20 protein-coding genes are annotated in these 22333 nt (G+C 40.8%); 18 read left to right on the top strand and 2 right to left on the bottom strand.

The window, feature by feature from the left end; genetic code table 11:
* Positions 1 to 12 precede the first annotated feature (12 nt).
* On the bottom strand, positions 13 to 384 hold the full coding sequence (locus ACFIK7_RS09225; protein WP_375643507.1) for a helix-turn-helix domain-containing protein: 372 nt from the start codon (positions 382 to 384) through the stop codon (positions 13 to 15).
* An 888-nt stretch (positions 385 to 1272) separates the two neighbouring features.
* Here ACFIK7_RS09225 and ACFIK7_RS09220 point away from each other — a divergent pair.
* From ACFIK7_RS09220 to ACFIK7_RS09200, 5 genes are all read left to right on the top strand, one after another.
* Positions 1273 to 1506, top strand: coding sequence for a hypothetical protein (locus ACFIK7_RS09220; RefSeq protein ID WP_375663265.1), 234 nt, complete (start codon positions 1273 to 1275; stop codon positions 1504 to 1506).
* A gap of 236 nt (positions 1507 to 1742) precedes the next feature.
* Positions 1743 to 1976, top strand: a complete 234-nt coding sequence (locus ACFIK7_RS09215) for a hypothetical protein (RefSeq protein WP_375663264.1) — start codon at positions 1743 to 1745, stop codon at positions 1974 to 1976.
* Positions 1977 to 2400: 424 nt separating this feature from the next.
* Entirely contained in the window at positions 2401 to 3636 is a 1236-nt protein-coding gene (locus ACFIK7_RS09210; RefSeq protein ID WP_375646295.1) for an MFS transporter, read from the top strand.
* 16 nt (positions 3637 to 3652) lie between these two features.
* Positions 3653 to 3811, top strand: coding sequence for a hypothetical protein (locus tag ACFIK7_RS09205; protein WP_375663263.1), 159 nt, complete (start codon positions 3653 to 3655; stop codon positions 3809 to 3811).
* 472 nt (positions 3812 to 4283) lie between these two features.
* Positions 4284 to 4679, top strand: coding sequence for a hypothetical protein (locus ACFIK7_RS09200; RefSeq protein ID WP_375637704.1), 396 nt, complete (start codon positions 4284 to 4286; stop codon positions 4677 to 4679).
* Between the two features lie 1565 nt (positions 4680 to 6244).
* On the opposite strand, the gene ACFIK7_RS09195 is transcribed toward ACFIK7_RS09200, so the two are convergent.
* Positions 6245 to 6613: a helix-turn-helix domain-containing protein gene (locus ACFIK7_RS09195; RefSeq protein WP_375663262.1), complete on the bottom strand. Its 369-nt coding sequence runs from the start codon at positions 6611 to 6613 to the stop codon at positions 6245 to 6247.
* Between the two features lie 784 nt (positions 6614 to 7397).
* Between ACFIK7_RS09195 and ACFIK7_RS09190 the strand changes: the two genes are divergently transcribed.
* The 13 genes from ACFIK7_RS09190 (at position 7398) to ACFIK7_RS09130 (ending at position 20973) form a co-directional block, all read left to right on the top strand.
* Positions 7398 to 7724 carry a hypothetical protein gene (locus ACFIK7_RS09190; protein ID WP_273791298.1) on the top strand — a complete coding sequence of 109 codons (327 nt, stop codon included), beginning with the start codon at positions 7398 to 7400 and terminating at the stop codon, positions 7722 to 7724.
* Between the two features lie 183 nt (positions 7725 to 7907).
* Positions 7908 to 8039 (top strand): hypothetical protein, encoded by a 132-nt coding sequence (locus tag ACFIK7_RS09185; protein ID WP_375663261.1) that lies wholly within the window; start codon positions 7908 to 7910, stop codon positions 8037 to 8039.
* Positions 8040 to 8222: 183 nt separating this feature from the next.
* Positions 8223 to 8372, top strand: a complete 150-nt coding sequence (locus tag ACFIK7_RS09180; protein WP_375663260.1) for a hypothetical protein — start codon at positions 8223 to 8225, stop codon at positions 8370 to 8372.
* Positions 8373 to 9084: 712 nt separating this feature from the next.
* The gene (locus ACFIK7_RS09175) at positions 9085 to 10446 is read left to right on the top strand and encodes a PBSX family phage terminase large subunit (RefSeq protein WP_273791300.1); all 1362 of its coding nucleotides are present in this window, start codon (positions 9085 to 9087) and stop codon (positions 10444 to 10446) included.
* On the top strand, positions 10431 to 12281 hold the full coding sequence (locus ACFIK7_RS09170) for a portal protein (protein ID WP_375654315.1): 1851 nt from the start codon (positions 10431 to 10433) through the stop codon (positions 12279 to 12281). The genes ACFIK7_RS09175 and ACFIK7_RS09170 overlap by 16 nt, the downstream gene beginning before the upstream one ends.
* Before the next feature lie 564 nt (positions 12282 to 12845).
* Positions 12846 to 13619: a hypothetical protein gene (locus tag ACFIK7_RS09165; protein ID WP_375637709.1), complete on the top strand. Its 774-nt coding sequence runs from the start codon at positions 12846 to 12848 to the stop codon at positions 13617 to 13619.
* Positions 13620 to 14382: 763 nt separating this feature from the next.
* Positions 14383 to 15501: a N4-gp56 family major capsid protein gene (locus ACFIK7_RS09160; protein ID WP_375663259.1), complete on the top strand. Its 1119-nt coding sequence runs from the start codon at positions 14383 to 14385 to the stop codon at positions 15499 to 15501.
* Between the two features lie 83 nt (positions 15502 to 15584).
* Positions 15585 to 16280, top strand: coding sequence for a hypothetical protein (locus tag ACFIK7_RS09155; RefSeq protein ID WP_375663258.1), 696 nt, complete (start codon positions 15585 to 15587; stop codon positions 16278 to 16280).
* A gap of 21 nt (positions 16281 to 16301) precedes the next feature.
* Positions 16302 to 16445 carry a hypothetical protein gene (locus ACFIK7_RS09150; RefSeq protein ID WP_375663257.1) on the top strand — a complete coding sequence of 48 codons (144 nt, stop codon included), beginning with the start codon at positions 16302 to 16304 and terminating at the stop codon, positions 16443 to 16445.
* A gap of 129 nt (positions 16446 to 16574) precedes the next feature.
* Positions 16575 to 18038 carry a hypothetical protein gene (locus ACFIK7_RS09145; protein WP_273791307.1) on the top strand — a complete coding sequence of 488 codons (1464 nt, stop codon included), beginning with the start codon at positions 16575 to 16577 and terminating at the stop codon, positions 18036 to 18038.
* A gap of 315 nt (positions 18039 to 18353) precedes the next feature.
* On the top strand, positions 18354 to 18836 hold the full coding sequence (locus tag ACFIK7_RS09140) for a hypothetical protein (protein WP_273791308.1): 483 nt from the start codon (positions 18354 to 18356) through the stop codon (positions 18834 to 18836).
* Positions 18833 to 19972 carry a tail fiber domain-containing protein gene (locus ACFIK7_RS09135; RefSeq protein ID WP_375663256.1) on the top strand — a complete coding sequence of 380 codons (1140 nt, stop codon included), beginning with the start codon at positions 18833 to 18835 and terminating at the stop codon, positions 19970 to 19972. Before ACFIK7_RS09140 ends, ACFIK7_RS09135 begins: the two co-directional genes overlap by 4 nt.
* Complete coding sequence (locus ACFIK7_RS09130) at positions 19969 to 20973, top strand: phage tail protein (RefSeq protein ID WP_375643519.1); 1005 nt, start codon at positions 19969 to 19971, stop codon at positions 20971 to 20973. The genes ACFIK7_RS09135 and ACFIK7_RS09130 overlap by 4 nt, the downstream gene beginning before the upstream one ends.
* Positions 20974 to 22333 lie beyond the last annotated feature (1360 nt).

Below are 22333 nucleotides of genomic sequence, written 5' to 3'. Positions count from 1 at the left end.
TTGCGCTTTTGCTTAATCAGAAATCAACCACAAGATTGCTTTTTGTTTTTTCGGCTGGAGTTCTCTAAAATTTTTCAAAAGGGTGTGTTCTTTTTCGCTATAGGTTTCTTGATTGTGGTGTAAGAGAGTTTCTTTTGTTGAAAGATCTTCTTTTGTGGCAATGTCTGCATAAAAAAAGTTCATAGGAACTTCTAGTTTTTGGGCGATTTCCAGTAAACATTTGGCACTTACACGGTTTAAGCCTTTTTCGTATTTTTGGATTTGTTGGAAACTGACGCTTAAATGGCATCCTAATTCTTTTTGGGAAACTCCCATTGCAATGCGTCTGTGACGGATTCTTTTGCCTATCAGAATGTCGATAAAATGTGGATTTTTAGTTGGCACTTCAAGCCCCCCCTCCGGTTGCGAGCGCCCTCGCATTGGTATTCCGGGAGTCTAAAAGTACTGAACTCGAATCAGTTTTTTTGCTTTTAGTGCTGGGAAGCACCTGGACATAGCAAAAACTCCCGGAATTCCGGGATATCCGCAAAGCGGGACAAATTCATGTACGAGTTTTCGGGCTTTTAGCTCCCTATTTGACCGCTGCGTATACGATCAAAAACACAGGCCAATTCATAAGGCAATTTCAGAAAATTGGCAAGAAAAATTAAAATAATATCAAAGACTATAAGATTGGGTACTTTTTAAAAAAGTGCAAAATATGGATTTTTGGTTGGCACTTCAAGCCCCCCGCTGGGGGCGAGCGCCCTCGCATTGGTATTCTGGGAGCCTGAAAGCACTGACCTCGAATCAGCATTTTGCTTTTAGTGCCAAAGCACCTGGACATAGCAGAATCTCCCGGAATCCCGGGATACCCGCAAAGCGGGATAAATTTATGTGTCAAGTCTTCGGGTTTTTAATCCCTATTGATCGTTGCGTAGACGACCAAAATTACACTTTAAGTGATAAAGTAAATTCAGAAGCTTGGCAAGAACAATCAAAAATTTTCTATTCTATTATGCCGTAAAACACTGCTCTTTTAGGGGGAGTGAAGAGCTAGAATATTTGAGGGCAGGGCTTGATTTGTTGAGCCTGATGAAGTGCTGTCGTTTGAGGTGGGGTGTCTGAAGACTGTAAGGGTACTAGGCAAAAAGCTGGGTTCGTTTATAGACTATTGTTTATAGAGCGGTGCGGGGTGGTGAACCTTTCGTTGATTTCGTTCTGTAAAGATGTAAAAATGTAAAAACGTATATCCGTAAAAGTGAAACGGAGGACTTATAGATTTATATATTTGTGGATTTATATATTGTGCGTGTTTTTGGTCACTTTGGGCTTTTGGGGGCGTGGAATGTGGTGCGAGGATTGGGGGGAAGTGTCTTCGTGAATGGAGGGAGACGTTTAGAGGAAGAGGGGTGTTCAGTTGTTAAGTGTGTGATGGGAGAGAAAAAGGGGGAATGGAGGATGAAGAGAGTGCGCATGGATAAGAGGAGAGTATGGATAAGGCGGGTGTTGCAAAGAGATGCGTGAAGGATGGCGAGGAGATAGGGCTTGATTTGTCGAGCCTGACGAAGTGTTGTCGTTTGAGGGGGGGTGTCTGAAGACTGTAAGGGTACTAGGCAAAAAGCTGGGTTCGTTTATAGACTATTGTTTATAGAGCGGTGCGGGGTGGTGAACCTTTCGTTGGTTTCGTTCTGTAAAGATGTAAAAACGTAAAAACGTATATCCGTAAAAGTGAAACGGAGGACTTATGGATTTATATATTTGTGGATTTATATATTGTGCGTGTTTTTGGTCACTTTGGGCTTTTGGGGGCGTGGAATGTGGTGCGAGGATTGGGGGGAAGTGTTTTCGTGAATGGAGGGGGAAGCTGGGAGGAAGAGGGGTGTTCAGTTGTTAAGTGTGTGATGGGAGAGAAAAAGGGGGAATGGAGGATGAAGAGAGTCCGCATGGATAAGAGGAGAGTGTGGGTAAGGCGGGTGTTGCAAAGAGATGCGTGAAGGATGGCGAGGAGATAGGGTTTGATTTGTCGAGCCTGACGAAGTGCTGTCGTTTGAGGAGTGGGTGGGTGTAAGCTTTATTTTGTGGGGAAAGCTGCTTTTTGGCGTGGGATTGTAGATTAGTGCTGGTTGGGAATTTTCATTCTTTGAGACGTGGGCTGGAAGTCAGTGTACTAATATAGCAGATTGTGATCTCATAATTTTTACATTCTTTCTTTTTTTAAAGCAAATAAGCAAGAAAAATTAATATATTACTTGATATTAGAGTAAATGCTTATATCAAGAGGAGTATTTCTTTAAAAACTTTCACTTAACTTATTAAGCGATTTATTAGAATAAAAGACTCTTCTGAAGTTCATATCACCAATTGTATCGAAGGAAGTGTAACTTTAAGTGTAGAAAAGTTTAATATCGGATGGTTGATATGAATTTGTTTTTAAAAAAGAGTCCATTAGCTCTTTTTTGTTCTCTCTTTATTTCCAAAGTTGGTGATTATGCTTATGAAGTTGTTTTTATTTTACTGGTCTTAGAATTAACAGATAACACCTTTTTTACAGGTCTTGTGTATTTTTTTCGATTTATCCCTTTTCTCTTTTTTGGCCCTATAGGAGGTTGGTTAGCGGATAATTTTTCTTTGAAGAAAAATATGATCTTAAGTGAAGTTGTTAGATTATTAGCTTCATTGTTTGTTTTTATAACTTATATAACAGGTACGGCACATATCATTGTTCTTATTTTTGCAGCAATATGTACAACGATAGGAAGAAGTATTTTCCAACCAAGTTTTCAAGCTGCTATTCCCAGAATGTTTTCAATAAAAGATCTTACAAAGGCCAATAGCATTGCTCAAATTATCATGGAAACGGCAGCCGTCATTGGCCCTTTGGTTTGTTCCATACTGCTTTTTTTAGCAAATAAATCGGCAGTACTCATTTTTGATTTTTTTACCTATTTTATATCTATTATCATGTTATTTAATCTCATGAATTTAAATTCAAGCGAGAATAAATCATTCAATTTTATAAAAATTTATCGAGAAACAGCTTCATATCTTAAATATATTTCTACAGAAAATAATAATTTATTTATTACGCTCGTTGGATCGTCGTTTGCTATTCTCTTTACGGGTGCAATTTTAAGATTTTTAATTCCAGCTTTTGTTCTTTTTGTGGGGGGAGAGGAAAGCTTTGTGAGTTATATTTTTTCTCTCATGGCTGTTGGAACTATTGTTGGTGGTTTGTTATATAGTAAAATTATATTAAATATTACTTCGTTGAAGCTCATGATATTTTGGCTTCTTTATGGGGTTATTCTGTTTGTTATGCCCTTAGCTGCAGAAATTTATTTAAAATTCCTTCTCGTGTTAGCATTTGTTTTAGGATTTATTGGTGCCTTTGTGGATATTGGTTTAGTCTCAGCTATTCAATTATATTCTCGTCGTGAAGATTTTGGTAAGAGTTTTGGAACCTTTTCAACTTTAGCAAACTCTGCGGAAGCAATGTCTGGCTTTATTGCTGGACTTTTGGCTCTCGTGGGATTGTTAAGCTCTTTTTTAGCGATGTCCGCATTAATTATTTCCACGGGAATTATTGGCGTTGTAAAAATTAAGAAAAATAAAGAGTTAACACCTCTTAACACGACAGTTGATGACGACCATTGATATATTTGATATCTCCATGCCGTTTCTTTTTTTTTTTAAAGACGGTTTTGCTCATTATCTTATTCATGAGGTAAAAACACAGCTCTTTGAAGGGGGTGATCTGAAACGAATGAGTGGTCAGTGGTGGAAACTTGCTAGGCAAGCATTTGAATTCTTTACAGACCGTTGTTTATAGAGTGGTACGGGGTGGTGAACCTTTCCTTGGCTTTGTTCTGTAAATGTGGAGAAGCGTAAAAATGTGAATCTGTAAAAGTGAAGTGGAGGATTTATGGGTTCATATATTGTGCGTGTTTTTTGTCATGATATGGAGGGGTGAGAAGGATTGGGGGGAAGTGTCTTCGTGAATGGAGGGGAAATGAAGGGTGCTGTGCGTTGGTTTATGTAATGCAACACACCATGAAAGTAAGTATACATATACTATATGCTTTACATGTGTTTTTTCGTACTTTTAACATATATATTTTGTGTCTTAAACATAAGCTTTGAGTACTATGAGAGATGGTGGTCGTTTTTTAAACAAGCGAGAAAGTGATTAACTAATGCTTGATAGTAAAGCAGTATGTTGTTAAGGCTATTCTTTGAAAGGATGCTCTTATTTCTGGTGTAGGAGCTTCTCAGAAGAGAATACAATTTATAGGGGAGTTAAGATGTCAAAATATTTATTTCCGTTGCCTCTTGTCTTGGTGGCTGGTTGTGCATCTATCAATAATTATTCATCAAGTTATGTCAGTCCAAATATTACGCAAGATGATATAAAATTAATTGCTAACGATTTTGTTCGTAATCTTAAAAAACCTTTACCGCCCGCTACAACAACACTTATTGTGAAAAAAAATAAAACAGAAGACAACTTTACTCCTGTATTTATTAATCTCTTGCGACGGAATGGATATAACGTGATCTATACAGATCAACCAAACAAACAGCAAAATGGTGTAATTTTGACTTATCAAATAACGCCAATAAAGACAGGTATCTTGTCTATGGTTTCTTATGATGAGGTTGGAGTAACGCGTTATTATATTCGCACTTATAATAGATGAAACTCCTTTGCCGGTTTGTCTCAAAGAAGTAGATAATGAAGAAATGTATTTCAGGGGAAGTGTTGGGATTAAATTAATCAATAAAAATTTGCAGATGTGAAAATTACATATTCAGATGACAATTATCCGTCGTCTCGTTTACAATTTCAGTGTTGTAACGAAGAAAGATGTCGTTTTATCTGTTTGCAATCTTTCATGTTCTGTCTCAGTTATATAGCGCTTTTATCGTTTCTGTCTTATAGAAAATTACTTTCTGTTCTACGGCTCTATATGCCAATCTAATAGTCAGATCTAAACAATCAAATTCATATGAACTCTTTACAGAAATCTGTTGTTTGAGATTGTTGGAAAGGTGTTTTGTTTTTATCAAATTGTCGCGTGGTGGTTTGGGGGTTTCCTTTGGCTGCGTTCTGTGAAGATGTAAAAGCGTAAAAATGTGAATCTGTAAGAGTGAAGTGAGGGATTTGTGGATTTATATATTGTGCGTGTTTTTTGTCATGGTATAATGATAAATCCATTGAGCACCCCTATCTTTACACTTATGAAGAAGCAAGCTGGGTATTATCATTATATTTGCTAGCCCCTAATGTTGTGACAGCTCTTGGAAAGGTTCATAAGAGCTATTTTACTCCTTTCTTAATAGTTTTACACGGGCTCTCCTCGCTTTTAACGTGGAAGCGAATGATTTTGATTGATTCAACATGGGAGGGATTTGAAATGAGAGAATCTTACGATATTCGGAACTCTCAATCAATATAAATAATGCTAAATTATCATTATAAATCAATATATTGTTATTGTATGGAGTGGTGAGAAGGATTGGGGGAAAGTGTCTTCGTGAATGGAGGAGAAAGTTGGGATGAAGAGTGCTGTTGAAGTGCGTTTTCTGGAGAAGAGTGTGTGGGGAATGGCTGTGAACAGATTGCAGAGCTGATGTGTAAAGAGATGTGAAGAGAGAAAAATCGTGGTGGGCGTTTATATTCTATGCGGAGCTTAACAATTATAGTTGCATCTATATTTGTATGGGGGATATCCGTGAAATGGGTGTGAGAAGCATTGAGAGGTGTTTTTTTAGTAAGCGGGTGGAATGAGCAATACAATGAAATCCTATTTAGAGGGGAAATCCTATTTAGAGGGGAAATCCTATTTAGAGGGATACCTATTTAGGAAAAATCCTATTTTAGCTCTTGTTGTTTTAGACATTGTGTTTTGTATGAGGGGCATTTTGCAGGAAAAGTGTTTTGAGGGATGTGGCTCCCTTAAAGAAAAACACAAAAATATCAAAAGAAAAATATAAAAACTTGACAAGGTAAATGTAAAAAGGTATCATAATGATACAATAGGAATTGTGCGTTTAAATCAGAAGAGATCTTTTGATAAGATTCTGTGAGAGGGGTGGGGATGTTTTTCCAAGGTTTTGGTGTTTTTATCCTATTTTGAAGTTTGTTATCCTATGATGTCGTAAACCGGTGCCTAAACCGTTTTTTGAGATGTGGTGGTATCAGGCGGCAAGGCTTTAGGCAGAGGGGAATATTGGCGAGGGATGTTGATGGGTGCGCTTTTGCTTAATCAGAAATCAACCACAAGATTGCTTTTTGTTTTTTCGGCTGGAGCTCTCTAAAGTTTTTCAAAAGTGCGTATTCTTTTTCGCTGTATGTGTCTTGATCGTGGTGTAAGGCATGTTCTTTTGTGGGAATATCTGCTGTTAAAAGGTCCGCATAAAAAAAGTTCATAGGAACCTCTAGTTTTTTAGCAATTTCGAGCAAACACCCCGCGCTTACACGATTTAAACCTTTTTCATATTTCTGGATTTGTTGAAAACTGACACCTAAATAGCTTCCTAACTCCTTTTGAGAAAGTCCCATTGAAAGTCGTCTATAACGGATTCTTTTACCTATTGAAATGTCATTAAAATGTGAATTTTTAGTTTGCACTTCAAGCTCCCCTCCGGTTGCGAGCGCCCTCGCATGAGTATTCCGGGAGTTAAAAGTACTGAGTTCAGTCAGCCTTTTGCTTTTAGTGCTGACAAGCACCTGGACATAGCAAAAGCTCCCGGAATCCGGGAGATACCCACAAAGTGGTATCGATTTTTATGTACTGAACTTAGGGCTTTTAACCCCTCTTGGTTGTTGCGTAGACGACCAAAATTGCCTCATTAGTAAAGTAATTTCAGAAGATTGGCAAGAAAATTAAAATATTTTTTAGTCTGTTATACTGTAAAATAGGGATGTTTGGGGGCGGTAATCTGATGTTAGTAGGGGAATTTATTGGGTAAGAGGTTGGATGATAGTTTAAAACCAGTGCGGGGTGGAAGCTTTATTCAGCAGAGGAAAATTTGCTTTTTGAAGTCGAATTGTAGATCAGAGCTTATCTGGCGTGTTTGATGAAACACCATTCTTTGAAGTGTGGGATAGCCATATGAAATAATCAGCAGGGAAATCTGATAGACGAGAAATCAGCTTGTTGACAGACCCGTGTTTACAGAACGGTGCGGGGTAGTGATTTGAGCGTTTCATTTGGCTGCGTTCTGTAATGATGTAAAAGCGTAAAAATGTGAATCTGTAAAATTATGCGGAGGATTTGGGCTTTATGTGGGCTCTTATCTTTTTGGGTGTGTCCCATTTTTTAATTGTTGAATGCTTGGCAAATTTTGTTGCTGATTTTTATGTCATTTTTTGTGTTTGAGGTTTTGGTTTCTCTTTAGTTGGAAGGAACATGATGATGGTAGATGAACATTGTCTTCCCTTACGTCGAAGAGGGCGGAAAAAAGGGGCTTTAAATAAAACAACAAAGCGATTTAATGAAGCTCTTTTGACAGCGGCGGAGCAGGCTGGATATCACTATGGTGAAGATGGGTTGGTGTCTTATCTTCAGTATCATGCTCTCAATAATCCTGTACCGTTTTTTTCGCTGCTGGCAAAAGTGTTGCCTCTTCAGGGGGCTGGAGAAGGGCAGGTTAAAACAGTTTCGCGTATTGAGATTGTACCAGTGAATGCAAAAAATAGTGAACCGGAGAAGTGTGATACTTCGATAACTGAGGCTTGAAGAAGGCGCTGTGATGTTTGGGCATTTACTGGAGAGCAGAATATTTTGGTGGGAGATATTTGGGCTTCCTACGTGGAGACGCCGGATTTTATGGGCGATGACAGAGGGGCGTGTGCTGAAGAGGTGATACTCGAGAGGTACAATGCTTAGGGGGCGTGATGTTATCTACTGTTTTGGATTTTTGTGAAGATTTGGGCTTTTCTCGTTATTGAAGGTGTGGAGATATCAAAAACAGTTTCGCGTATTGAGATTGTACCAGTGAATGCAAAAAATAGTGAACCGGAGAAGTGTGATACTTCGATAACTGAGGCTTGAAGAAGGCGCTGTGATGTTTGGGCATTTACTGGAGAGCAGAATATTTTGGTGGGAGATATTTGGGCTTCCTACGTGGAGACACCGGATTTTATGGGCGATGACAGAGGGGCGTGTGCTGAAGAGGTGATACTCGAGAGGTACAATGCTTAGGGGGCGTGATGTTATCTACTGTTTTGGATTTTTGTGAAGGTTTGGTCTTTTCTCGTTATTGAAGGTGTGGAGATATCAAAAACAGTTTCGCGTATTGAGATTGTACCAGTGAATGCAAAAAATAGCGAACCGGAGAAGTGTGATACTTCGATAACTGAGGATTGTGATATTGAAAAATGTTAGGCTGAGGTGGGTGATGTGGGGTGATGTCTTGGAAGGGGGCTGCTTTGGTGATTGCCTATCTTGAGGGAATTGAAGCGGAGGCTATCGTGCTTGTGGGCGCTCGTGATACTGGAAGGGGCTTTGGTGAATGATGCCGTAAGGGCCCGTGTGCTGGAGGGGATTTGGTGCAGGGTATTTGTGTGGTGGATATGGAACAGTGTTTTGATAGGTGAGGGCATGAAACTTGAGAGAAGTGTTATGCTTGCGGGATACATGTGTTTTGGTGGGGGTATCTTGGGGGATAGACAAGTGTGAGGATTGGTGATGCTTGAGAGGGCATGATATTGGAGGATATTGGGCTTTGGATATGCCCGAGAGCTATGTGCTGAGGCTATGATTTGGGTGGGGGATACCGTGCTTGTGGTTGGGGGATGACAGGCGCGGTGTTTGAGGGGCGGTGATGGGGGAAAATAGGGACCCCTTGGAGATAATGATCTTTGGGGGATAGGGACTTTGGGGCGCATAGGTGTGGTCAAGGGGATCTCATGCAAAAAAGTGAAATTTATTGAATATTAGGATGAAGGAAGGTAAAGCGCTGCTTTTGAGAAGGGCGTTTTTCGTTCAATTGCTCTTTTCGCTCAATTACTCTTTTCCTTCAATTGCTCTGGGATAATTAAACTTGGGATAAGCAAAAGAGTGAAGCGCAATTATTGCTAAAATATGAAAATTTATAATGACAACTGTTCAGAAAATTTCTCAAAAAATTGAGCAGAATACGGCTCAAGTGGCTCTTATTCCAAAGCTTATTCCTGTTTTTACTGGAAATGCCGATGTGCGAGCCGCTTGGGGAGGACGGGGCTCTGGAAAAACACGTTCTTTTGCTTTGATGTCGGCTGTTGTGGGATATCGCCATGGAATGGCTGGAGAACGCGGTATTATTCTTTGTGCACGGCAATTTCAAAATTCTCTTAATGAAAGTTCTTTGGAAGAAATTAAACGCGCTATCGAAGCTTATCCTTTTTTACAAGACTATTATGAAATCGGCGATAAATATATTAAGTCAAAAGATGGACGGATTGTCTATGTGTTTGCTGGGCTTGATCGCAATATCGCAAGTATTAAATCAATGGGGCGCGTTTTCCTTTGTTGGGTCGATGAAGCCGAGCCCGTGACTGAGACTGCTTGGCAAACACTTATTCCAACTTTGCGCGAAGAAGGAAAAGATTGGAATGCAGAATTATGGGTCACATGGAACCCGTGCCATGAAAATGCAGCCGTGGAAAAACGTTTCCGAAATGTCGATAATCCTCATATCAAAGGGGTGGAAATCAATTGGCGTGATAATCCGCAATTTCCTGAAAAACTCAATCGTGATCGAATGGACGATTTGCAGCAAAGACCAGAGCAGTATAACCATATTTGGGAAGGCGAATATCTCCAAGCTGTCCAAGGGGCTTATTATCAGAAATGTCTTCTCGAAGCCGAAATGGAAGGGCGGATTACCACTGTTCCACGTGATCCTTTGATGCAGGTGAGAATCTTTTGGGATATCGGGGGAACAGGCGCAAAGGCTGATGCTACCGCATTGTGGGTCGCGCAGTTTGTTGGACGGGAAATCCGAGTGCTCGATTATTATGAAGCCCAAGGTCAACCTCTCTCAGAACATGTGGGGTGGGTCTTTCAAAGGGGATATGAAAAGGCTCTTATGGTTTTGCCTCATGATGGCGCAACAAAAGATCGTGTCTATAATGTGAGTTTTGAAAGTGCTCTTCAACAAGCCGGTTTTCAAACCAAAATAATTCCTAACCAAGGAACAGGCGCTGTGAAAATGCGTATCGAAGCCGTAAGGCGGTTGTTTCCTGCACTATGGTTTAATCGTGAAACGACATGTGCGGGCAGAAAAGCGCTTGCTTGGTATCATGAAAAGCGCGACGAACAGCGCAATATCGGACTAGGCGCTGAACATGATTGGGCAAGCCATGGGGCCGATGCCTTTGGACTGATGTGTGTGGCTTATGAACAGCCAAATGCTAGAGCGCGAAAAAAACCTTATCGCTCGTTTCACCATTCTCAAACTTCATGGATGGCTTTTTAATGAATAGTTCTACAGATTCTTCTTTTAATCAAATCGAAACGCTTGAAAATCAAGCTCTCTTTAAAAAACTCGTGGGTTGGTATCAGGATGATATTGATCATGTCGAAAAATGGCGAAAAAATGCCCAAGAAGATTACGATTTTTATAATGGACGGCAATGGAATGAGCAAGACTTGGCTGTCTTGCACGAACAAAACAGACCGGTTATGACTTTTAACCGTATTGCGCCTTTAATTAATGCCGTGATTGGGGCTGAGCGCAATAATAAAAGACAAGTGCAATTTATTCCACGACAAGAAGGGGCTGCCTTTGCAAACCAGATTTTGACAGGGGCGGCTGAGTGGTTTCGTGATGAAGCTGACGGGGAATACGAAGATTCCGATGCCTTTCAAGATGCAATTATTTGCGGAATGGGCTGGACAGATACACGCCTTGATTATGAACAAGATCCGCAAGGAAAACCAATCATTGCACGTTTAGACCCGATGAAAATGGTGTGGGATGCAAGTGCTGTTAAGTCTAATCTTATTGATGCACAACGCTTATGGTATATTGATGAAAAACCCCTTGCTGTGGCGCAGGAAATGTTTCCCCATGTTCATTGGAGTGACCTTAATGCTGATTGGGTTAAACATCAGAGTTTTTTACATTCAACCAGCGATGGGATGACACAAAGTTATCAGTCCGAGAGGGGGTATCAAGGAGAAGAGGGGAGTGGCTATCAACGTCCTAAAATGGTGACATTGGTAGAATGTCGCTGGTTTGAACGCGAGGTGGTTTATAAAGTTCTCGAGCCTCTAAGTGGAAAGTTTGTCGATTATTCAGAGCAGGATTTCCAAAATTTAAGCAAAACCTTTCCTCATGTTCAAGCAACAAGGTTGAACAGAAAAATTGTCAAACGGGCATTTTTAGGTAGAAAGCTGCTTGAAGCGCCTGATAAGCCTTTGGTTCCACCCAATCAATTGGGATGGGAGTGTATTACCGGTACTTTTGATAAGTTAAGCCGGCAATTTTATGGAATTGTGCGCCCTACAAAAGATCCGCAACGGTGGGCAAACAAATATTTTAGTCAAGTGATGCATTTGCTCAATAGCCAATCAAAAGGCGGAATTATGGCAGAGCGCGATGCTTTTGATGATGATCGACAAGCCCTCGAGAGTTGGGCTAGAGCCGATAGTATTACTTGGTTGAAAAGTGGGGCGGTGTCTGGGGGAAGAATCCAGCCTAAACCCATGGCACAATTTCCGCAAGGGTTTTTCCAATTGTTTAATGAAGCAAAGAGTGCTCTCGAACAGGTGACGGGGTTGTCTTCTGAATTTATTGGGACGCGAGCTGTCAATCAGCCTGGCATTCTTGAGCAACAACGGCGACAATCGTCACTTAATCTTTTGGCTTCCTTTTTTGATGGGTTGCGTCGATATCGGCAACGACAGGGAAAAATTATTCTCTATCTTATTCAAAATTATCTGTCCGATGGGCGGTTGGTGCGTATTGCTGGTGATGAAAATGCCCAGTATGTGCCGCTGACACGCGAAATGGTGACAAGTTTGGAATATGATATTGTCGTGGATGATGCGCCAACAAGTCTTAATGAAAAAGAGCGTACTTTTGCACTGATCATGCAATTGCTGCCTTTGATGCAAAATTTTACAACGCCTGAGATTATGCTCGATCTCTTACGCTATTCGCCTTTACCAGCTTCACTTATTCATAAAATTGCGATAAAGGCGCAAAACTCTTTTCAAGAAGAGCAAAATGCCTCAGCGCAGATGGGGGATAATGTGGGGACAGAGCAGATAATGCAGATGTTGCAGACAGCAAAGGCTCAACAATAGGACACTTTGTCATGCGTGACTTCTGATAAACGCCATATATCATAAATTGCTTATCGATTTTCGTAGTGCATGGGCTCCCTTTTCTTAAAAGACCTGTTTTATAGGGCAGTGTTGTTGGGAAAAGTAGGGTGGAGAGGGAGTCTTGCCGTCATGTGGGGTGAACATGGTGGGGAATGGTGGGCGCAGAATGGGCTTATCGATTTTCGTAGTGCATGGGCTCCCTTTTCTTAAAAGACCTGTTTTATAGGGCAGTGTTGTTGGGAAAAGCAGGGTAGAGAGGGAGTTTTGCTGTCATGTGGGGTGAACATGGTGGGGATGGTGGGTGCAGAATGGGCTTATCGATTTTTGTAGTGCATGGGCTCCCTTTTCTTAAAAGAACTGTTTTGTAGGGCAGTGTTGTTGGGGGAACGCAAGGTAGAGAGGGAGTCTTGCCGTCATGTGGGTGAACATGGTGGGGAATGCTGATGCTAAATGATGAGAGAGCATTGAGGGGATAAGTGCTTATGGGGCTGTTTTATCTGAAAAATTTTATTTTATTGTTAAAAAAAAGAGAAGGCTAATGTCATGGATCAAGAACACTTAACGCCGGCAGAACAAAACCAATTGAAACAAGATTTTCTGGTCTCAACACAAGAGGGAGAAAATGGTGAAATTGGAAGAGAAGAAAAAACTCTTGAAGATAATTTTCAAGGGCAAATGCTTCAACAACAGGACTCTTCGCAAAAGGCTGGAAAAGAGGTTCAAGGGGGCGAAGATGCTGCGCCAGATCCGCAAAAAGACTTTATGGGCTATATGCAATGGTTGGGAAAAACACTCCAAAAACAAGGGCTTGTACATGAAAAACAACAACCTTCTCTGGCTCGCGAAGCAGAACAGTTGCATGCGTTTTTTCAGCAGTCTGTTGCCAGTGTTAAACAAAAGCATCATGATTTTGATCAAGCAGCTGATTTTATTTATGAAACACGGGCTAAACAATTGGCAGCTTGTGCTTCGCTCTATCCTGAGATGGCCGATCCCAAAAATATTGATGCGTTGATTGGTGATGAGTTGAAGCAGATCTTGCGCGATTGTGCGCAAAAAAATCAAAATCCGGCTGAAGTGATTTACTCTATTGCACAAAAAATTGGCTACACAAATGTTCCCAATAACATGGGTGAAAATTTACAGGAAAGACACAATTCTGCACGTACTCTTGCTGCTTATAACGGCTTGACGCCAAATGGGCCGATTTCTTTGGATATGCTTGATAAAATGTCAGAAGCAGAGTTTAGCGCTTGGGTTTCTGATCCTAAAAATAAAGCCGCTTTTAATCGTTTAATGGGGGGAAGAGAATTTTAAAAACAAGAATGTGGCAGGTGTTTTTTTCGGGAACGTTAAGAGGCTTTTGGCGCAGGAGAATGCGGGAGTGTTTTTTGCGGGAATGTTAAGAGGCTTTTAGCGCAGAAGAATGCGGGGGAGTGTTTTTTGCGGGAATGTTAAGAGGCTTTTGGCGCAGGAGAATGCGGGAGAGTGTTTTTTGCGGGAACGTTAAGAGACTTTTGGCGCAGAAGAATGCGGGGGGAGTGTTTTTTGCGGGAATGTTAAGAGGCTTTTAGCGCAGGAGAATGCGGGGGAGTGTTTTTTGCGGGAACGTTAAGAGGCTTTTGGCGCAGGAGAATGCGGGAGAGTGTTTTTTGCGGGAACGTTAAGAGACTTTTGGCGCAGAAGAATGCGGGGGGAGTGTTTTTTGCGGGAATGTTAAGAGGCTTTTAGCGCAGGAGAATGCGGGGGAGTGTTTTTTGCGGGAACGTTAAGAGGCTTTTGGCGCAGGAGAATGCGGGAGAGTGTTTTTTGCGGGAACGTTAAGAGACTTTTGGCGCAGAAGAATGCGGGGGGAGTGTTTTTTGCGGGAATGTTAAGAGGCTTTTGGCGCAGAAGAATGCGGGGGGATTTCTCACAGCACGGATGTGGTGAGGAGAGCTCTTATAAGGGGGAGGCAGACGCTAACAGAAATTAGATAAAACTCACAAACAACCTATTCACCATTTGAAATGAAATGTGGTGTTTTAACAACCGGCGCTTTGCCGGGTTTTTTATGTCAATAAAACTTTTAGAGGACAAAATGACTGTAACTTATATCGGACTTAATGACCCAATGGCAGTGCGCACATGGTCTAAATTACTAAACCAAGAAGTCTCAAAAGCACTTCCAATTGCACCGTTGATTGGAAATGATTCAAACAGTATCGTACAATTAAAAGATGAAACCACAAAAGCAAGTGGGGATGCTATTAGCTTTAATTTGCGTGTGCAGTTGCTAGGCGATGGGGTGAGCGAAGGGCAGACATTGGAAGGCAATGAAGAAGCTTTACAGTTTCTCAATGATCGCTTGGCAATTAATGAACTCGTTCATGCTGTGCGTGTCAAAAATGAGGGAACGATTGATCAACAACGAATTCTCCATGATTTGCGCACCGAGGCAAAAAATGGTTTGGTTGATTGGTATGCAGATCGTCTGAGTATGATGTTCTTCATTCAAGTGTGTGGTTATACCGCAAAAACAATTAACTTTGAAGGACGCACGATTACCCTTAAACCTGTTCATTATGGGTTTAATGCGCCAACGGCACCAACCAATAAACGCGTGGTACGTCCTAACGATAAAGCAAAAGATGAGGACTTAAAAGAAGACGATGTTTTTGATCTCAGCTTGATTGATAAAGCGGTTGAACGGGCTAAATTGGCAAATCCTAAAATTAGACCCGTGCGGATCGATGGGGAAAATGTTTATGTGCTTTATCTTCATCCAACCCAAGTGACACAATTGCGAACCAATACTGATGCGGGGCAATGGCTCGACATTACTAAGGCAATCTATAGTGGAAGTCGTATCAAAAATCCACTCTATGATGGGTCTTTGGGCATGTATAATGGTGTGGTTTTGCGCGAAGCTGAACATATTACCGAAGGGGTCGAAGCTGGAACCGCTAACAAAGCTGTGCCAAATGTGCGGCGGGCTGTTCTGCTTGGTGCGCAGAGTGCTGTGATTGCTTTTGGTAAAGATCGAGGGGCGACACGCTATAAATTGGTGGAAGAACTCTTCGACTATGAAAGAGAATTCGGGGTTGCGGCAAAAACCATTATTGGTATGAAAAAAACTTGCTTTACCTTGCCAGGGAGTACGCAAGGGGGTCAGGATTTTGGCACTATTGTCATCCCAACTTATGGAGCACCCGCTTAAAGCGAATGTTTGCTCTCTTCCCCCAACAAGAGGGATCTGTTGGGGGAAAAATTTAAAATGCTTCCAGAAACAAGGACAGGCTTATGACCACTTTATCCTCTGATCCCCAAAATCTAAACCTTACACATTCAGACCATTCTAAAACTTTTGCTTATATGGTCGCGCTTATTCAAGATGAAATTGATGATACAACAGCGGAATATTCCCTGCAAATTCAAGATTCAATTTTTACGGCTTTGCGTTTGTGTGAACGCGAACCCTTTTTCTTTAATGAAAAAAGAGAAAGGACGTTTAAAACACAGAGTGGTAAAACATGGTATGGGCAAGAAGAGGGGGTTTTTATTGAAGCAGAAAAGAGTTTGGAGGGCGTCTTTTTAGTAACAAAGAATGCAACACCAACAAAGTTGTTCTTTAAGCCCTTGGAAGTGTTGCATCAACAATATGGTATGCATCCTGCGCTAGGAACGCCATTCTTTTATACGTACCTTGATCAAAAAATAGGACTCTTTCCAACACCAGAACATGTGGAAACTGTACAGCTTTCTTATGCTCCTGTTCATTTTGCTGATGAACAGCTGAAAGAGGATGATAACCCTTGGTTGATTTATGCTTTTGATCTTATTAAAGCACGGGCAAAATATGAACTTTATAAAAATATCCTTAAAGATCCTGAATATGCCGCCGTTTCTTTCAGAGATTTTCAAGAACAGCTTCAAGCTTTGCGCATTGAAACATCGCGCCGAAAAGGTTCTTCAAAGATTCGCCCAATGCGTTTTTAAAAAGTTCATTTCAAATCGTTTATGGCTGGCGTTGAAGGTTGGTTTGGCACTGATGGCTGGTTTGTCACTTATGGCTGGATTTGCGCGTTGGGTGTTGATGGTGAAGGGCTGGTGGATGGCGTTAGGGTGGCCATTATTTATGGTATCGTTTTTTTGGTGCTTTAAACAATCTAAGGTTGTTTATTTTGTTGAATTTTATGCCTTTAGAGTTTTAAGGGCTTTTGTGGTTTTTTATCAATAAGCCTTGGTGTTTTGAATGGCACTGGGCTCTTCAAAGATTTTATGGGGGTCTTGATGGCTTTTTTCCCAATCGCTGATTATCGACCCGATGTGGCGGATATCAATGGAATTTTTACCGATGAACTTGTTAATGTGCTCCCGGCGGATGGCTCCTATATCCCTATGCCAAGTTTTGAACCTTTATCAGAGCCTTGTCCGGAGCCAATCTTAGGCACTCTTGCGGTTAAAACAAAAAATGGGGTTTCTATTATTGTCGGGACAAGAGATAAAATCTACTTACTTGATAATACAACAATGAACTGGAAAGATATTAGCCAAAAAGGAAAATCTTATCTGGCTAATGTTGATGCTCCGTGGTCTTTTGCTTTGTTTGGTGATTTTATCATTGCTGTGAATGCCAATGATAAACCACAAGTGATTGATATTAATCATGATAAAACATTTAGAAATTTAGGAGGAAATCCACCACAGGCAGGGATTGTTCGAATCTGGGGAGATTTCGTTTGTTTGATGAAATTAACTGAGTATCCAAGACGGGTTCATTGGTCTGGATTAAATGATGCTGAATTTTGGACCGTGGGAAAAAAAAGTTGTGATTATCAAGATTTTCCTGATGGCGGATTCGTCCAAGGGGCAACCGAGACAACAAATCCAATTATCTTTATGCGTTCTGCAATCTATGCTGGTTCTTTTATCCCTGGCTCTAAGATTATTTTTAGTTTCCAAAAAATCCACGATAAACGAGGCGCAAAAAATGCTGAATCAATTGTTTGTAGAGGTGATTTAGCATTCTTTGCCGATGAGGGCGGGTTTTATCAAATAACAAATGAGGGACAGATTATACCCATTGGGTTCGAAAAAGTCGATCGAACGATGACCGCAAAATCAAGGAAGGATAATCTGTACACTCTGTCTGCTGCTATCGATGGGGTGTATAATCGTGTTTATTGGATGGTTGATTCTGATGAGAACCTTCATAAACGTATCTTGCTCATTTATGATTGGGGATTGCAAAAATGGACAAAAGCTCTCGTCGATATCAAAATGATATTGCCTATTTTCTTAGCAGGAACAACCCTAGAAGGTCTTGATTTTGTGACTAAGAATATTGACGATTTGTCCTTTTCTCTCGATAGTAAAGCTTGGAAAAATGAATCGCCTATTCTGGGGGCATTTGATCAACAGGGGAGACTGGGTTCGTTTTCTGGGGGTCCTATGGCTTGTGTCGTGACATCACAAGAAATGGGGCAGACAAATGGCATGATAACACGGGTGAAAAATATTATGCCTCAAGTCAATAGTGGAAAGTTTTATTTGTCTGTGGGAATGCGCTTTCGACAATCTCTTGAAGAGGAAACTGTTTGGTTGCCAGAAAAACAGCCCTCTTATAATACTGGACAAATTCACTGTCGTGCAAGGGCACGGTTTTATCGCTTTAAATTGCGTATTCCTGAAGGGGTGAATTGGACTCATGTCACTGGATTTGATGTGGAATTGACGCGGGCCGGCATGCGATAGGCATGCCCTTTTGTAATATCATGCGATAGGCTCAAACCTCTATTATTAAAGAACAAATGCCCCATAGACTTCCCAAGCCTTTATAAATAAAGGCACAATGCGATAAGCTGTGTCTTTATAATATGAAGAACAAGGTGGTGCGTTATGTTTCATGCTTTTCTGCGATAAAGGAAAATAGGCTGCACCATGGTTTATTTTTATAAAGAAAAAAGTTCCCTCTTTGTTGTGACAAAGGGATAATGGGGCTTTTTTTCTTTTATTGTGCGGGGGGCATGGAATGCGTGAAATGCGTAGGGGGATGTTATTTGAGGGGAGATGAGTGACAAAGCTAAAAGAGCTAAAATTATGATACAAGAGAGTCAAGATTTATATTCTGCTCATCTGACAGAGCAGTGGCCATGGGAAAAAATAGCTCCCTATCAAGAGGCTCTCAATGCTGCATTGAAAAAATATGTTCAGCGCTTTCCGGATGATGTTTGTCTGGAAAAAATTGCTGAAGAAATCGCTACAGGACAAGCACAATTGTGGCTGGTCTTAAAAAATAAAATCCAATTTAGTGCTTTTGCAATTACCAAAGTTGAAATAACCCATACGGGAAAAAAATGCGTCGTTCTCTCTGATCTTGCTGGAGAGGGAGGGCTGAAATTGGTCAAATTGATTGATGAAGTCGAAAAATGGGCGCGAACAATTAATGCTGAAGAAATGCACATGTTTGGAAGAACTGGATGGGCGAAAAAGCTCGCTCATCACGGATATTCTCGTAATCTTATTCAATATAGAAAGGTTTTGAACCCATGAGTAGAAAAACCACACCTCAAGTGCAGACAACAACACAAACAAATGCTCCACCTGCTTGGGCGGCTGATATTCTTAAACAAGCCAGTGCTGATGCACTTGGACTTTATAATAAAGGAATTGGCGGAAACGTTTATCAGGGAGACAGAGTCGCTGGTCTTAGCAATATGACAAAAAATGCGCTGACCGGTTTACAACAAGCAGCAGGGCTCTATAACAATCCAACGGTAACGCAATGGTTGAATGCACCAACCAACAGCGCTACAAATCTTTCCGGTATGGCTAAGGGAAGCTGGATTGGAAGCAATAGTAAATTTAATACTGCATTGCAAAATGCTCTGAATAAAACGTCCGATGCAATTAATCAATCGATGTCGGGAGCAGGACGTTATGGCTCTGGGGCTCATACTGGTGTGCTGGCCGATGAGTTAGGCGCCTTGGCAACAAATGCTGCAGCACAGCAATATAATCAAGATATTAACAATATGATGAATGCAAACCAGATGATTGATCGCTCTCAGAATGATCAAGTTAATGCGGCAAATAGCTATTATCAAGGACAGAGTAACGTGCAAAGCAATGCTTTGAAAGGGGGCATGATTCAAGATATAAACCGCCAAAATGTCTTAGATGCTGAACGCCAAAAATGGTCAGAAAAAGATAATCAAGATTGGAACCGATTGCAAAGCTTGTTACAGGTAGGGACACAGGCTGCTGGAAATTACGGAACGACTTCAGGAAAATCCACGACAATGCCTTCTGTGACAAAAGATCCATTGCGTGATGCGCAGCAAGTACTTGGATTGGTCGGAGGAATTTTAGGGCTTTGTGATGTGAGAGCAAAAGAAAATATTATCCCGGTGGGGCAGAAAAAGGGATATCCACTTTATACCTTTAATTATAAGGGAAATCCACAACGTTATCAGGGCGTTATGGCGCAAGACGTGTTGCGTGTGAACCCTGAAGCTGTTTATGTCAATGCGAAAACAAAATTATTGCATGTTGATTATGACAAAATAGGCCTGAAAATGGAGAAAATGAAAGAGGAGAAAATACCGGCATCTAAAAATAAAATTGCGGCTTTCTTTTCTTCATTTTTTGCTCGTTTTCCCTTTTTGAATAAAGAGTATCTTCTATGAGTTCGATTTATGATTGGTCAATTGTTGCATCAGAAAATGCTTATGTCGACGAGAATATAAACTGGGCAGAAGGGCAACCGCCAAGCACAGTCAATGATAGTGCTCGCGCTATGATGCAACGCATCAAAGAATATTTGTTGGATAATGGGGGCGTGATTGAAACACAGTTTACTGTCGATGTGAAGAACGAGAGGACATCACTTCGTTTGGCAACAAAGTCTTTTTTTGAGACTTATATGGATGGCATTGTTGTGCGCTTTAAAGCACAAGGCGTCAACAGAGGAATAACAAATATTTCTTTAAATCAATTGCCGCCAAGACCAACTTATATGGCAACGCCAGAGGGTATTATGCCTTTAAAGGGCGGGGAAATTCAAAAAGGGGGGCTTTATGAAGTCGTCTATACGCGTGATATTGCCGGAAAAAATGCTGATGGCTGGTTTTTAACCAATCCTACTATAAAACTTCCTGAAATTCCGCCCTTTCCTCCTTTACCGGAAACGTTTTCTTCTGGATTTATCGGGACTTTTGCTACAGAAAAAATACCCTCTGGATGGTTACTGTGTGATGGTAAAGAATATTCGCGAAGGAACTATGCCAATCTCTTTGCTGTTCTGGGAGAAACATGGGGAAAAGGAGACGGGAGAACAACATTCAATGTTCCCGATTTGCGTGGAATGTTTTTACGGGGGCTCGATAGTGGAAAAGAAATTGATAAAGGACGTCGCTTGGGAAGCCGACAAGAAGAGTCTTTTCAATCCCATACCCATGAGGGAAAAACAGATTCAACAGGTAACCACCAGCATAGTTATCCAATGTTTGACAAGCTAGTTTGGGATATGAATCACGGTGAATATTATAAAAATCTGGCTCAAGTTTACAATAAAGATCGGTTAACGAAGGCTGCGGGAGAGCATGAACATAAGGTCTTGTTGCAAAAAACAGGGGGGGATGAAACACGCCCCGTCAATATGGCGGTGGTTTATGCCGTCAAAGCCTGAGAATGAAAGCTGTGTGAGAGAAAGATAAAAATGCTAAAATGTTTGTTATGAAAAAAGTCTTATTGAATATATTGTGTAGAAAGTTTTGAGGCGCTTTAGAAAAAAACTCAATTCTCTTTATTATTTTATTTTTTGTGCTGCCTTTGTTGGATGTGTAACGGTCAGTTTGCCTATTGTTCTTTAGAGGATCAAGACAGTGATTATTGAAGGTAGAGGGAGAACAAAAAAACCTTCTTTATTCATGGCGTTTTTTACTGAGGAATAAAGATTTTATCCCAAATGCCTCTCTCTTGTGGTGTCGTGATCCATTATTTCAAGTGCTGGGTTTAAAGCGCTGCTGTGCGATGACAAAAAACCCATGGGTAAAATTTATCCTATTATACCGTAAAACACCGTCATTAAAACACTATTATTGAAGATGGTTATATCAGTAAGATAGCTTAAAGTATTTAATACATTAGCAATTGTTTAGAGAAGGATTTGCTTGGTTAAGTATTATGCAAGTGAATCATATAAGTGAGCAGCAGACGGAATCCTTTCAGAAGAGTTGGATTGTTTACAAACCGATGTGGGCTAAAATCTTCGTCCTTTTAGGTGGTGGAAAGAGGTCAACGGATATGTTTATTTAAAGCGAGAAAAGGCAAAATGGAGCGCTTTCTTTTTTGGCAAAGCGTGTAGGAAAAAAGGGCTCTTTGTTTTCAAAATGGTCGCACTGTTTTCAAAATGGGTGCACTGTTGGCAAGAGCAGCAGGTTGGCGATGCGTTGTAGTACATGGTGAGGCATTGAACTCTCTTAGATGGCATTTTGTGCTTATCAGGCAACTTCTTGAAACAGAATGAGAGTGATACGAGAAAATCTGTAAGACAATAGTTTATCCCATTGTGTTGTAAAATAATATTGTTTGAGATGCGGTTAAAATTTTATGCATGGGATGCCTTTCGTCTGTGCGTATTCTTAAAACAGCTTTTTTTGTAGAATAACTCTAGACAAGGCTGCATTACAAGGTTGCATTACAAGGATGCCTTTGAAAGGGGAAGCTGAGTCAAATCCGTTAGATAAGAAGCCAGATTGTTAACAGACTGTTGTTTATCGATTGGCATTATTTAAAGACCGGTGGGGGTGGCTTTGTCCTTTTGGGGAAAGCTGACACAGCATGCAAGGCGATCATGCATTTTTCTTTGGTTTCAGCTGGTAAAATCATCATTTTAGGTGGAAAACAGAATATAATCTAAAAAAATACCTTGTAAAAATTTTCGATGAGGAAATTTTTTTCAAAAGCCTTTCACATGATTGTCTGAGATTGTCTGAGATTGTCTGAGATTGTCTGAGATTGTCTGAGATTGTCTGAGATTGTCTGAG

The sequence above is a fragment of the Bartonella sp. CL266QHHD genome, assembly GCF_042195355.1.
Taxonomy (GTDB): Bacteria; Pseudomonadota; Alphaproteobacteria; order Rhizobiales; family Rhizobiaceae; genus Bartonella.
Note: the sequence above shows the minus strand (reverse complement) of the source record. Positions and strands in the feature narration are given on the sequence as shown.

Excerpts from the sequence above, each read along its gene's own strand:
- ACFIK7_RS09210 (WP_375646295.1), top strand. The coding sequence starts at position 2,401 with ATGAATTTGTTTTTAAAAAAGAGTCCATTAGCTCTTTTTTGTTCTCTC.
- ACFIK7_RS09205 (WP_375663263.1), top strand. The coding sequence starts at position 3,653 with ATGCCGTTTCTTTTTTTTTTTAAAGACGGTTTTGCTCATTATCTTATT.
- ACFIK7_RS09200 (WP_375637704.1), top strand. The coding sequence starts at position 4,284 with ATGTCAAAATATTTATTTCCGTTGCCTCTTGTCTTGGTGGCTGGTTGT.
- ACFIK7_RS09190 (WP_273791298.1), top strand. The coding sequence starts at position 7,398 with ATGATGGTAGATGAACATTGTCTTCCCTTACGTCGAAGAGGGCGGAAA.
- ACFIK7_RS09175 (WP_273791300.1), top strand. The coding sequence starts at position 9,085 with ATGACAACTGTTCAGAAAATTTCTCAAAAAATTGAGCAGAATACGGCT.
- ACFIK7_RS09170 (WP_375654315.1), top strand. The coding sequence starts at position 10,431 with ATGGATGGCTTTTTAATGAATAGTTCTACAGATTCTTCTTTTAATCAA.
- ACFIK7_RS09165 (WP_375637709.1), top strand. The coding sequence starts at position 12,846 with ATGGATCAAGAACACTTAACGCCGGCAGAACAAAACCAATTGAAACAA.
- ACFIK7_RS09160 (WP_375663259.1), top strand. The coding sequence starts at position 14,383 with ATGACTGTAACTTATATCGGACTTAATGACCCAATGGCAGTGCGCACA.
- ACFIK7_RS09155 (WP_375663258.1), top strand. The coding sequence starts at position 15,585 with ATGACCACTTTATCCTCTGATCCCCAAAATCTAAACCTTACACATTCA.
- ACFIK7_RS09150 (WP_375663257.1), top strand. The coding sequence starts at position 16,302 with ATGGCTGGCGTTGAAGGTTGGTTTGGCACTGATGGCTGGTTTGTCACT.
- ACFIK7_RS09145 (WP_273791307.1), top strand. The coding sequence starts at position 16,575 with ATGGCTTTTTTCCCAATCGCTGATTATCGACCCGATGTGGCGGATATC.
- ACFIK7_RS09140 (WP_273791308.1), top strand. The coding sequence starts at position 18,354 with ATGAGTGACAAAGCTAAAAGAGCTAAAATTATGATACAAGAGAGTCAA.
- ACFIK7_RS09135 (WP_375663256.1), top strand. The coding sequence starts at position 18,833 with ATGAGTAGAAAAACCACACCTCAAGTGCAGACAACAACACAAACAAAT.
- ACFIK7_RS09130 (WP_375643519.1), top strand. The coding sequence starts at position 19,969 with ATGAGTTCGATTTATGATTGGTCAATTGTTGCATCAGAAAATGCTTAT.